Below are 14,031 nucleotides of genomic sequence, written 5' to 3' on the forward strand. Positions count from 1 at the left end.
TTTTTTCAAACAATAACTTATATTTTCTATCGTTAATTTGGCGTAATACTACGTTGGGTTCCTACCTAAAGACTGCTGTCCCCCTGTCTAACTCATAAAAATCACTTTCATAAACTAGGTTTCTGACTTAGCCCATTACGCTAATCATCTATTCAACTCTAAAGTACTTTTGGTACAAAATTGTTGGTTGATTTATTGCGTTTAAAGGAGACCTTGAAGGTGCCAATTACTAATAATGCCCACGGTGGCAGTCAGTTTGAAGTGCTGACTGTTATACGTAATGTCCTTGAAAGAAACCGACGAAAACCAATGACAAAAGATGCCATTGTTTCTTTGTGCCGTCCTGAAACTTTGGCGTCTGGCGACAGTGCACGTTCAAAAGTAGAGCTAGAGATTAATGCTTGGACAAGCCTAGGGCTACTCAGTCAAGCCGAAGATGGTTTGGCGCTGAATAGTGACTATTTCGCGGATGCTAATGTATTGACATCAACAGGTACTCGCCGTTGCCTGTTAGCAGAGGAAAATAATCTTAATCTTGATGCTCGCGACCAACGAGCAGTAGATCTAACCAAACTGGTATGCATGATACTGAGCATTGATGTGTATCGACACCCCGAAATCCGCTCAAATAAATTAGAAGACATCGTTAATAGCTATCTGAGTGATTTCCGGATTAATGGCAATGAAACGACGGTTGTGCCTAACTATTTGCATTGGCTAGGTTATGCTGCGCGCATCGGTAATGGTTCATACACCATTGATCCGACGATTGCGATTAAAGAAGAGCTACTTGCAGCTGACAGCCCAATCGAAAAAAACAAGCTACTCACTATTGAAGGCTTTCTGCAGTTGCTAGCGAAGCGTCTTCCGGTACTTGATGGTGGAACTTATCGTGTACATATAGAGCAAGGTATTAACAGTAAGAATTGGTCCAAACCATCGGATAGTGAGTTATCTACCTCACTTTCTCGTGCACTGCTGCGCCTTCATCACTCGGGAACGATACGGTTGCAAAAATTGTCAGATGCAGGCTTACGAAACCTAAAGGGGCCAAACAATAAAGTATTAATGGGTGTGACTCACGTGACAGTATTGGGAGACAAATAATGGCGGTATTACAAAACTATTGGCCAGAAAGTAGTCGAGTTGAAGAGTGTATCTTGACCGAGGCCGAGTCTCTATCCAGCAGTTTGCTAATTGCTGTACATGAGCCAATGCGCCTAATTAAGCGCCAACACACAACAAGTGACGAGCAGCGTGCAGACGAACAAGCGCTGTTTGAATTCCTCCTAAAGCACAATCGTCCAATCCCAATTACAGGTGCGGCAGGTGTGGGGAAGTCACACATTATTCGTTGGTTAGGTGCACAACTTAAGCGTCAACCTGATGCTGATAAATATCGCATAATTTACATTCCCAAAAGCTCTTCAATTGCTGATGTGGTCCGTTTACTTACTGACGGATTAGAAGGTGATGTTTACGATGAAATTCGCCGAGCAATTAACGGTATTAGCCAAGAAATCAATGTTCGACATGTAGCGGAGCATCTCGCTCTAAAATTGCGTTTGTGTTTGGATGAAGAGCTAGAAAAAGTCAACAGAATGGTTGAGGAGCAAGGCGGTGGATCTTCTCCTGAAGAGGAGGAGTGGCTTGAGAACGTCTTGACGCATGGTGAAGGCTTACAAGCGTTGCTACAAGATAGCCACCTGACCAAACATTTCACGCGCGAAGGTGCTTGTCTGTACAACATTGCTGAACGTCTAACACTAGGTGTTAAAGATGAGCAAGGTTTTGAGCAAGATTACCAAATGAAACCCGAGGATTTTGAAATTCGGGATCAGTTGGCGCCAGCAGCACAAGAGGTGCAAGAGTATATCAGAAACAACTTGTTGTTGACTGAACTTGAGGCTCGTGAGGGGGCTGCTTGGACATTGAACCAAGTTCTGTACACAGCATGCGGCAAAACGGTCGAAGAAGTCCTAAAGATCAATCCAATGACCATTCAGCAGGTTGTTCGTAGCATTCGCCAACAGCTTTACGCTGAAAATGAAAACAATGAGTTGGTTATTCTGATTGAAGATTTCACCACGACCACTGCCATCCAAAAAGAGTTTATTGAATGTCTGATGGAAGAGGAGAAGCACCATGAGCGTGAGCCTCTTTGTCGCTTAAAGTCTGTGATTGCAGTTACAGAAGGTTTTGCTGGTTACTTACATGTACGTGATGGCATTTTAGGTCGGACGGGTTATGAGTGGTTGATTGAGTCAGCTAGCCAAAATGAGGCGGAGACGATGCAGCGTATCGTCGATTTTTGTGGCCGCTACTTAAATGCAGCACGCTATGGTGAAAGTGAGTTAACGCGCATCTTTGAACAAACTGGCAATGAACAGCAGTGGTTACCGGTGTGGCATGATGCCGAGATTACGGAAAGTGCTCACCGCGCGCGTTTAGATGCGTTTGGCTACTCCCGACAAGAACATCCACTGTTTCCATATAACCGATTTGCTCTTGAACAACTGGCGCGTAAACATTGTGTTGCTGATGGGTATCTTCAATTCCATCCTCGTTCTATTTTGCACTATCTACTACGTGATCCACTACAGCAAGAGCGAAAAACCTACTTAGCGGATGCGTTTCCGCCAGCAAAATGGCAGGGAATTATTGGCAATACTGCGGTTGGCACACAATTTAATATTCTGTCACAACCAGAACGTGCGAAGACCGTAGCAGCAATTTGGGGCGGAAACCTATCAACGGTTCAAGCGCTAAGTAACGCCCTACCTTTAGAGGTTTGCGATGAGTTTAACTTATCTGATATGAGCCAAGTATTAGGTTCATCAGGCGTGAAGACGCCTACACCTCAGTTGTCGACTCTAAAGCCAGATCCTATCGGACAAGGTGATGAGGTAATTCCACCTAAGCCACAAGTTGATATTCCTGAAGTCGATCATGTCGTTGTAGCAACGGAACCGCCTGAATTGACCGATTGGCGCAAGGTCCTTGATGCATGGCACCAAGGTTTAGGGTTAAAGCAGAACCTTGCGGCTGATATTCGGAAATGGATTGCAGAAGGGTTAAATGCAACCATTGACTGGGTGCATTATGCATGTAGTCCTGAAAAGGTTTCACCAAAGATGATTCATCTCCCAACAAAGACGGGGAACATCGGGACGCAACCAGTGCTTGACTTAAACAGTGACACACTGTTTGAGAGCAAGGGAGAGCAATGGATCCCTGCATTTAATGCGATGGCGGCTTATCAATATTATAACAAGACTTGGGAATTTGAAGGCGGGGATATTGCATACCTTTACTACCAAAACTTCTTTGATGATGCCGCTTCACAAGTTATTGAACACTTGGTAAACAAGGAGCGAAAACAGTTATCTCGTGTGGCACATAAGTTGTTACAAGGGGCGAATTTTATGGGTGCAGAAGGAGCGAATGCGCGCGAAGGGGTTAAACGCCTTGAAGCGATGCTGTTGGCAACCGAAGAACAACGCGAATATAAATTGCTGGGCGGTCTTGAGGAACAATGGGGGGTGGTGACCCGTCGTCGTAAAGAGTTACGTGATGAACTGATTCGATTAGCTGCAGTGAAAAAGCCAAGTGCAGAGCCTTACGCCATTGATGGCTTGATGGTTATTGAGGCCTTGAAGCAACCGAAAATTGATGAGCCAGATATCATCAAAAAGGTGTTACAGGAATTACCGAAACTGCGTAATCAAGTTTTACCTACGGCAGAGTTGTTGCGTGAACTGTTTGATAGCGATACAGATTCGATCGAAGCGGCAGGTGAGATGATTCAGGAAATTCTATCACTGGCTACCTACGCTGACGTGGTGCGTCCGACAGAAGCTTCGATTAAACTTCGTGATGGACTTAAAATTTGGTCTGAGGAGAGTCGAGTAAAGCTAATTAAAAACTTAAGTAGCTTACAACTGCCAGAAGCGAACGAGAATGAAGCCCGCTTGCTAAAAGAGATCGTATCGGTGGATGCAGAGCAATTTGAAATGGCAAAGCAACTATTCACGGATTTCGAAACGTTTGACAAAAAGACGTCCGCTTTCTTGATGACCAAGATCACTAATGAAGGTGGTGATGAAATTGAGCAAGCTCAGCAGGACGTATTTACCCAACTAGACCAGATTGAGGTGCGACTAGAGGAGTTAAGCAAATGAGCGTGCAGATGAACAATCAAAATAACAACTCCTTTAGCGGCGGAACCTTGCTTGAACGCTGTGAAAAGTTAAACCAACTGCTCGAAAACTACGATCAGTTGAAGCGTAAAACGCAGATCCGTGACGATTATATGTTCTTAACCAAAGGTCTAACGGAAGAAGCAGCCAAACTACAGGTTCAAAGCGATGCTTACCTGCTTTTGCTTGGCAATGTCCACTTTGATGGAAGCGAAGCAATCATTGCTGAAATGGAAGGTGACCCGGTGGCAAGTGTGCGCTATGCATTGCAGAATTTCCGTCAGGCGTTTATCGAACAAAAGAATGACGTGCGTAATTCCCAAGGGCAAGAGTGGGCTAAACTCCGTGCGGAGATGGAAGCACTGACCAATGATTTCAAAAAGCACGTAACCCCTGCATGGGTCATTTATGTAAAAGAGCTTCGCGATAGTTGGTATATAGACGAAAGCTTACTTGGCAGCCAAATGCATATTGATGAACGTAGACGTTTGTTTGACGGTTATCTGCTAGAGAAAAACGAATTCGAGAAAAAAACTAAGTGTATTCCGCATTCACAGCAAAAATTGGATGAGATTCACGAGCGTCAGGCGCGTCTGATCGCGCTGCGAGGACAGATGGATCTCGACATCCCGCCGGCAGTAAATGAGTTCTTAATGGCGTCTGGCCGAAGTAAGGGTGCGCCGTTGCATTTGCTGACTAAAGAAGTACTAGATTGGCTGACAGAAAACGATGATGTAAGTCGCTATCGTATTAAGCGAGGCTAAGACGGATATGGAAAAGTATTTTGTTTCTATTCTTGATGAGCTGGAAACCCGTGAGTCTGCCCTACTAACATGGGGTAATACGCAGGGGTATTTTGCTGAAGACGAGTTGGTTGAACTTGTCGAAGGCATTATTGGCGAAGATGAAGACGCCTATGATGTGATTGATGAGATGGTTGCGAAGGGATTAATGGTCTCTTGGTCAGATGATGATTCTGGCGAAGAGCATTACCGTACCCGCATGGCTGAAGGGGTGCGTCTTTTCAGTACCCTTCGTCAGATGTTTCCGAAGCACGTCAACGGTGATACTTGGAAACAAGCGGCAACCTTGGTGTCCGACTATCGCTTTTTGCGCCGTAAGCGTAAGTATCCGAAGCGTAATGTACCGACTGAAACTGTTATCAATGCATTACAAACTGACGTTGCTTTATCCGCCACAGAAAGTGAGTTGCTAAAAGAGTTGTTGCGTCATGATGGCGGTTATTATGATTTGGCAGAGTTTCAGAAGCGTGCCTGTACGACGGTATTGAGTGGTGTTCGCAGCCGTAGTGCATCGGGTTCGATCGTTTGTGCAGGCACAGGTAGTGGTAAAACGTTAGCATTTTACCTTCCGGCATTGACTCATATTGCGAATAAAAAAGTCGCTGGTCGTGGTGGTTATGTTCAGGCATTGGCGATTTATCCGCGAAATGAGCTACTTAAAGACCAGTTCATTGAGACCTGGCGTCAAGTTCGTAAGTTGGATGGAAAGCTAGCACAAGCAAAAATTCGCATCGGCGCGTATTTTGGAATGGCACCGATCAATTCGCGGTCAATTACCGCCAAAAGTCGAGGGTGGAACAAGGTACCTGGTGGTGTGATTTGTGAGTACATCCCATGTCCTGATGAGAAGTGCACGGGCCGCATGGTATGGCTCGATACACAGCGTGAGCAAGGTATTGAACGCCTAAGTTGCGAGAATTGTAGTAGCGCTATTGAGCCCGATGAAATCAGTCTAACCCGTGAAAGCATGCATAAGTCACCGCCTGACTTGCTGTTTACCTCAACAGAGATGCTTAATCGTCAGATGGGCAACCCCAATAACCGTCATATCTTTGGTATCGGCGAGCGAGTCAAAGCGCCGTCCATGGTGCTGCTTGATGAGGTGCATACATACAGCGGCGTCGGTGGCGCTCAGGTTGGGATGCTACTAAGACGTTGGTGTCATTTAGCCAAAGCAACACCACATTTTGTTGGTCTGTCGGCAACCCTAGAACAAGCGACTCGTTTTTTTGCTTCCTTAACTGGATTGCCAGAGCACTCAGTAGTGGAGGTTAGTCCTACTGAAGCAGAGATGGAACAAGAAGGTGCAGAATATATGTTGGCGCTGCGTGGTGATCCGGCTTCAAGTTCGAGCCTGTTATCTACGACCATCCAGACATCAATGCTAGCAAAACGCATTATGGATGAAGGTAGGAACCCGAAAAGCAAAGGGTTGTTTGGAACACGTAGCTTTGTGTTTACTGACGATATCGACGTCATCAACCGTCTTTATTTTCAGTTGCTTGATGCGGAAGGTCGTTATTCTAACGGCAATATTAACCAGACTAAAATGCCGCTTGCATCGCTTCGTTCCCCGATGAACGCTGGTGATGAGCAGTTTGATTTCGGGCAAAACTGGAAGTTAGCTAATCAGATTGGTCATAGCTTAGATACCGTTGACCGAGCAAACATCAAACGCACCTCATCTCAAGATGCAGGTGTGGACCAAGAAGCCGATGTGATTGTCGCGACAGCCTCGCTTGAGGTTGGTTTTAATGATCCAACAGTCGGAGCTGTGATCCAGCACAAAGCACCTCGAGACAATGCTCAATTCTTGCAGCGTAAGGGGCGTGGGGGACGCCAAAGAAAAATGCGTCCATGGACGGTTGTGGTGCTGTCGGATTATGGTCGTGATCGTATGGCGTTTCAGTCTTATGAAGACCTGTTCAATCCGGAATTGAGGGCAAGACGTCTGCCTGTTCACAACTCTTATGTTATGCGAATCCAAGCCGCATTCGCGACGATGGACTGGCTATCTCAGCGACCAAAAGTTGCGTTTTCATTATCTGGTGGTGGCCTGTGGAATGACTTATCGTGCCCGCAGAAAAGTCCTAAACGTCAACAGCAGGTTCGAGTCGAGGTTGAAGAAGTCCTCAGTGACCCAACTCGTGCGAGTGAATTGATGGAATTTGTGAGTAAAGCGTTGAGCTTAAACTCTTCTAATCCAGAGCATAATCGCCTGCTTGACTCACTGTTTTGGCAACCGCCACGTGCAATCATGACAGCATTCTTGCCAACCGTGTTACGTCGTCTAACCACCCGTTGGGAAAAAAATGGTGTTCCTGGCAAGGATAACTGTCGTGACGCCGCTCCGATGCCAGAGTTTGTGCCGTCAGCGTTGTTTAATGATTTGAGCTTACCAGAGTTGGAAATCAATCTCTCCGCCGCTGATCAATACCAGAATGACGATGCGCCGTTAATGCCTATTCTTCAAGGGATGCGAGATTTTGCTCCAGGACGTGTGAGTAAGCGTTTTGCAATGGATCATATCGCGCAGAAACATTGGGTGATTCCAGAAAGCTTCACTCAACCTGTTGCGGGAGACTACCCATTCCCAATCACAGATTACTGTTCGGAAGAGCGCCTTGATGCAATGGGTGAGTGCCAGATAGAAACAGGTACAGGAGTTGAGACGATCGCATGTTTCCGCCCTTATGAGGTAAAGGCTAGTACCCCTAATCCAGAGTGGCGCTTGCTTGATACCACTCAAGGATTCTTAAACTGGCATACTGAGATTCGTCCGCCTGAAGAGCGGAATAGTGCTGAAACTCCAATGCGTAATGCGTGGAGTAATATTTTAAATGGTATTGAGTTCTTTACTCACCACAAACACTGTCCTGTGGAAGTGATTCGACTCACTACCGGTTCAAAAGCGGAGTTGAAGTTCCAGGGGGATACCCCTAGTGCTACGGTTAACTTCGAGTTTGTTCATCAAGAGAAACCTGCAAGTCTTGCCTTCTCATTATGGGTAGATGCGGTCGCATTCCGCTGGAACTTGCCTGAACTAGACATGGTGACGTTGCAACAAGACCCAGAGTTGTTAGCTGGTCTACGCACGGCGCGCTTCATTGATGAAGTTAGCAATGATGGCACATTGACAGATAATGTATTCTTGGGTGGATGGCTTGCAGAGTCAATGCTCGCAGGTCTTTGTTGTGAGGCCATGTTGAGTCAGTGCAGTATTAAACAAGCGAAGGATGCATTGCTAAATGGTACGGCTCAAGTGGAACTACATGAAATCCCAAGACGAATCTTTCAAACGCTTCCGGGTATTGCCATCGAAGATGGCGAGCAAGACTTACAGCAAAATCTTATCGAGTTGCTGGGACGTGCTGGTGTAATCACCAAGTTAGCGAAATGGGCTGAATTGCTGTGGGAGCAACCTGATGATTCTTGGCAGTCATGGATTCAACATTGTTTTCAGAACACCTTAGGCGGTGCGCTACAGCAAACTGCATTGCAGCTTTGCCAAGACGCTGATGAGCAAGATATCGTCCTTGACCTTGATCCTGGACCTGCGCGTCGTGCGCAATTGAGTGAGGGTGAGATGGAAATCTGGCTATCGGAAACAACCGTTGGCGGCGGTGGCGTTATTGAGCGAATTCAGCAGGCCTATAGCGAGAATCCAAAACGTTTCTTTGAATTGCTAGAGTTCAACCTGCGAGCAGGTGATTACGAGGTGATGGACAACCATATCTTTCAGTTGCTTGAAAAGTTGAAAGATCAATCACCACTGACTCAGAGAATGCAGGCAATGCGCCAAGCGTCGGATCATCAAAGCCAGGTAAATGCGCAAAATGCACTATTGGCAACGTTTCAACAAACCGGCTTTATGACCAGTCATAGCTTTATGTCTGCGGTGAATACCCGTTTACTGCGTCCAAAGAGTGGTCAGCAGCAAGATGAAATGTTGTATGAACTACAAGCGAACTGGCGTGCGGAAGAGATGCGCTTAGGCATTGAAGTCCCGCAGCGTGTTTATGCGTTTAGCTGTTCTTTGAACACCCAGTTAGACAATCGCCTGCCAGATGCGAACCAGGTTCAGGGGGATTTACAGACTTGGCGATTTAATGTCATCAATGGTCTGTTGTGGCCGCGCGGCTATTCTGTGCGTGATGCTCATCTAACCTATTACAACCCTTATGCTTTTGCAGGTCCAACAGAGCGTTTACTGGTCAAATTCTTCACGGGTGAAACCTGTGCGACCGTGTCTTATTCTGATGAAAAATGGCTTGAAGCCTGTCATCAAACGTTAGAAATGCAAGGACGTTGTGAACTTATCGCGTCGACGGACCAAGAAGTCAGCCAAGCATTGGCTGAGCTATTGGTGAAACCAGTAGATATGTATGGTTTGTTCTTCTATCCACGCGTATCAGCAGTGCGCCGAGAGCAGCACGAGTTGTGTATCCAACTAGAGATCGTGGAGGCTATACAGTGACAATCAGACGTATTTTTAAGTCAAGAACATCGCGTCAGGGCGAAATTTTGGATGTGCTTAGTTCATTATTGGTCACTGAGGTGATTCAGCCAAGCGAAACCCTTTGGCTTGTTTCACCTTGGGTTACAGATTTGGAGTTGCTTGATAATCGCACCGGAAATTTTGATTATCTTGAACCTGCTTGGGGTCAGCGCATGGTGCAGATTACCGAACTGCTTACACGCATGATGGCCAATGGTGGTAGCTTGAACTTAGTGACCAATGTCGATACTCACAATGATCGCTTTTTGCGTCAGTTGCAGGAGCGTGTAGAGAATTATGGGGTGAAAGATCGCCTGAAGATCGTGCGTAAGAAGCAACTGCATACCAAAGGCATTCTTGGCCGCAGTTTTTACCTTCACGGCTCAATGAACCTTACCCGAGGTGGGGTGGAGTTTAATGACGAGCAGATCAACCTCGATATCGGCAAACAGGCTATCGCTGATGCCGAGCTGCATTTTATGCAGGCGTATGGTGATGATATCAACGTATTGGGGATCTCATAATGAGCATTCCGCAAAAACATGATTTTCTTCAGCGTTTTTACCCTGAAAGTGCGCCTATCTCTTGGTCACAGATCTATAACCGTAGCTTGAATCCAGCATGGTTAACAAAGCTTGAGCCTTGGTTGGAGCACGTCGTTGAAGGTCGCTTCCCAGTGATTCTTCCTAGACAGGGAGAGGATGGTAAGCTGACCTGGTATGCGCTTACCGACACCGAATCGGCTCAGGTTGAGCTAGGGGAGTTATTGACGGCGCATGTCGGTTGCTCTTACACAGATTTTATTAATCAGCCGTATCATCTTGATCCTACTGACTCAATAGAACTGGCATTGATGGAGGCATACACAGGCTTAGGTTCTTTCAGAGTCTTTCGTTTTACTGCAACGGAAGGTCGTGTCGATGAAGTGTTTGATGCGCTTGAGCGTTTACGTAGCCAGTTAGTGAGTCGTCCTGCACGACGCTTAAACTTAGTGCGGCATCGTGGTCGTATTTTACGTGATGTTCACTTTGCGCTTTATCGCCAGAATGGTGCTGATGCTTATCTGCATCTTGCTGAATTGCGTCGCGCTGGTGGTATTGGTGATCAGAATGAACTGTTCCTAGAACTGCGCTGTCATGCGGTAGATGGGCAATGGGACAAGATCATCAACCACCCTAAGCTACATATTGTAATGGAGCTACCTAGACCTCGCGTATTAACAGAAGCCTTGATGGAAGCTGTCTATGGCTATCAACTCCTAGCTCTGGAAATGCAGCAAGATCTAACAGGTCAGCGCCAGTTATTTGATTCCACACTGCTAAAGCCTTATCGCGGTCTGTTTATCACACTACAAAAAGTGACCTCGCCTAACGCAGTGAAAGCGACATTACTGTGGTTACTGTCAGACTCGAAGAGTGACCCCACCGTTAAACGCCGCCGAGCGGAAAAACTCGCTAAGGGTGCGAAGTGTTACACCGATAACGATCGTTTTTGGATTGAGCAACTGCTTGCGCAGTTTTATCAATCTAACCTGGGTGAGCCTGAGGTTATCGAACCTGAGAGCACTTCGACGTCAGCATCAACATATGTACCTGCGCTTAGTGAGTTCCAGCAGTTTAGCTTGTTAGCTGATGAAGACCCGCAAGCAGTGCTTGATGAATTAGTAGAAGGAAATTGGAATGGCGTTTCAGCGCATCACGTTGCCGCTGTGGCTTTGAAATGCGCCTCTTATCTTGTCTCGCCAGAGTCTGCGCAGCAAGCTAATAGCTTGCTTAGTGATCTAGATACTGAGGCTCGTGAGCAGTTATTGAGTAAGCCTGTTTATGCCAAATTCTATTCTGATATTTCTCCACACTTACAAGCAAAGTCCGATGAAATCACGACATGGCATGGCTGGTTAGCGCAATTGATTACTGAGCCTGACTGGCGTGGTGCGCGAACTCTGGCAGAAGACGGCGCTCAGCATTGGCCATCAGATGCGATGAACTGCGAGCAGTTCGCAAGCATGATTGAGAGCTGTGCTGGGAGTGATGATCAGCGTGCCGCACAGGCGTTGCGAGAGCATCTAACATCACTTGCGACTTGGCTATTTAATCATGAACCAACTAATCAATGGCAACTAGTATGGATGGCACTGATCGAGCTGTTAGCACTTGATCAAAATACTTCACAAGAGGATATGATCTTTGCTACGGATCTTGCTCGAGGTTGTTTGCAAGGTACGCTAAGCACCAGTAAGTACAGTGACCTTCTTGATTCTATGGGCTTGCTGCAGGGCGCATGTGGCACCGGGCCGTCTGTTGCTGATATTTGGCTTGATATGCTTGAACTGCTTTTCCTTAATCCTTGCCCTAAGCCATCGGAACGAGAGGAGTTGTTCTTATCGGTGTATAATACATTCTCGATGAGTCCAATGCGTTACTCATACCTGCAATGGCAGACGCTTATTCGCCTCTGTGGTGAAGTTGGAATGTCTTTGAAAATACCTGAGATAGTGCAACCAGAGGCTCAGGATGTCAATTCTGAAAACGCTAAGGTTGATCTCAATGGTAAGCGTATAGCTCTGTATACATTGACGGAGTCAGTTGCTCATCGAGTAAGAGACAGGCTAATGGAATTATTCCCAAATGCAGACGTACGAGTTAACAGCGATAAGGTCGCAACAGAAACGCTAAAAGTGCTGGCTCGAGAGTCGGATTATTTTGTATTTGCTTGGTTAAGCTCAGCTCACCAAGCTTACTACTCAATAAAGGCTGAACGTAAAGGTAAGCCGTTACTCCAACCGCAAGGCAAGGGGAGTAGTAGCATGTTACGTTGCCTACTAGAACACGATTGAGCACGTAACACGAAGGCTTAGTCGTAAGCGCATAGAGCCCTAAGCTAGTATTAGTGAGGGCTCTTTTTGTATCAAGCACATTTAGTTTATTGAAGCAGACAGTGTCATTACATTATGTTCCTAAATTGGTCCCGAAGTCTTGGGACATAAGTCATGGGACACGCACCTAACTCGGATGCTCACTTCATCGTTGATGGCGTGTATGTGAATGAAATGAGGAGTATGAGTGACATTATTGAAAGTGAAGTTGAGATGGTGAGAGGATGAAGAGGTTGGTGGTTTCATGTGGTGAGCTTCGGGTGTTGCTAACGAATAAAGACGCACTATTAAAATTGGACATGCCGGTAAGCAATAACTGACAGGTTTGTGTCAAGAAACCCGTTAGCGGGCAATGTCGCTAACTGTGATCACTAAGCGATTATACCAACCGACTTTGTGGTTCGCCTCTCACGTTTTTACCTCTTTAAACTCGTTCAAAATCTCCCTAAGTTGAATGGACAATGCGATTGAGAGTCGCCTTTTGAGATTACCAAAGAATGTTAATTGCAGGACTAAAAAGCCTTCAGGTAAGTGATGAAAAACGTTAAAAGCCGGAGATAGAAATATAGACGGCTAACGTGTCTATACGAAATACGTTCAATCTAAGTACGTTTATCGGCCATTCGAATCGCCCACAAGCGCAGACAGTTCAAATAAAAACCACAACAGGGTTTCGATGAAAAATAGTTAGGCGTAACAATTTATGCCTCCAGACGAGGCGTTTTTCCGTCCTAATGGTCAATAAGGAGTATGAGATAGAGTTTGCTCCTTTCTCATTGGTACAGGTACTCTCAATGTAAACACGAGCAACTCACGTCAGTATCGGTGGGTTTAATTTCTAGAGTTAGACCCACCGATTTTTTATTTCAAGCTTCTACGCCGATTATGTCTGTATTAGCGTCTATTCTTAGGCTACCGTCCCCTCTGAGCCTATATTCCACCCTCTCGTTTTCGCTCATTTTTATTGGTTCAACATATTCCAATTCTGCTCATCTTTGTCTTACTCCAGATGCAAACGCAATAGCGTTGATATTCTGAGCACACCCGCCATCAAAGGAGAATTTACATGATGAAGAAATTATCGCTCACCTCAAGCTCGATGTTTTCCCCAATAAGGCATCACAATATATGCTTTCAGAGTTCCTAAAGTCGAGAAAGAGGAAACAGCGATTAACCGATGCACAAAGATGCATCACAGCTTCGTCTAATTTTAGTTAAGAAATTAGACGAAGCCGCAAACTTTAACCCAAGCCAGGACTGGTAAGGGGTGCCGAACAAAATGTAAGGAAGTGAATGGAAGTTCAAGCGTTATTCGGTGATTGAGAACGATGGCAGGCGACATTAGTCCGGCGCTGCTATCATAAAGCCCCCTCAATACATAACGTCACTACGCACAAAAAAACACATAGCCACTGATGGAGGATGCAATAAGCCAAAACGGCAGCTGTCGACTGCACCATCAGTCTAAACGAGGATGCAATACGCCCACTGGCCCATAGTAAGATGGGAAGCGTTTACCACTCAAAGTGAGGATGCAATAAGCCCCAGACTTCAAGATGAAGGAACACTTTGACATAACCGACGTCATCATTTATCGAAACAGCCTGTGTGCTGCGCAATTGCTATGTACCAATCTATTAATCAATGACTTTGTGA

At 45.9% G+C, this 14,031-nt stretch carries 6 protein-coding genes; all 6 read left to right on the top strand.

Annotated elements, in window-relative coordinates; all coding sequences use genetic code 11:
* Window positions 1-219 precede the first annotated feature (219 nt).
* The 6 genes from dpdG to dpdD are packed head-to-tail and all read left to right on the top strand — an operon-like array spanning window position 220 to window position 12,336.
* Window positions 220-1,107 (top strand): protein DpdG, encoded by an 888-nt coding sequence (gene dpdG, locus ACWYU8_RS15285; RefSeq protein ID WP_457520552.1) that lies wholly within the window; start codon window positions 220-222, stop codon window positions 1,105-1,107.
* A complete protein-coding gene (dpdH, locus tag ACWYU8_RS15290) occupies window positions 1,107-4,181 on the top strand; it encodes a protein DpdH (protein WP_457520554.1) in 3,075 nt (1,024 codons plus the stop codon). Before dpdG ends, dpdH begins: the two co-directional genes overlap by 1 nt.
* A gap of 8 nt (window positions 4,182-4,189) precedes the next feature.
* On the top strand, window positions 4,190-4,963 hold the full coding sequence (locus ACWYU8_RS15295) for a hypothetical protein (RefSeq protein WP_457520556.1): 774 nt from the start codon (window positions 4,190-4,192) through the stop codon (window positions 4,961-4,963).
* Window positions 4,964-4,970: 7 nt separating this feature from the next.
* A complete protein-coding gene (gene dpdJ / locus ACWYU8_RS15300) occupies window positions 4,971-9,479 on the top strand; it encodes a protein DpdJ (RefSeq protein ID WP_457520558.1) in 4,509 nt (1,502 codons plus the stop codon).
* Window positions 9,476-10,024, top strand: coding sequence for a phospholipase D-like domain-containing protein DpdK (gene dpdK, locus ACWYU8_RS15305; protein WP_457520559.1), 549 nt, complete (start codon window positions 9,476-9,478; stop codon window positions 10,022-10,024). The genes dpdJ and dpdK overlap by 4 nt, the downstream gene beginning before the upstream one ends.
* Entirely contained in the window at window positions 10,024-12,336 is a 2,313-nt protein-coding gene (dpdD, locus tag ACWYU8_RS15310) for a protein DpdD (protein ID WP_457520561.1), read from the top strand. Before dpdK ends, dpdD begins: the two co-directional genes overlap by 1 nt.
* Window positions 12,337-14,031 lie beyond the last annotated feature (1,695 nt).

Source organism: Vibrio limimangrovi (genome assembly GCF_054064025.1).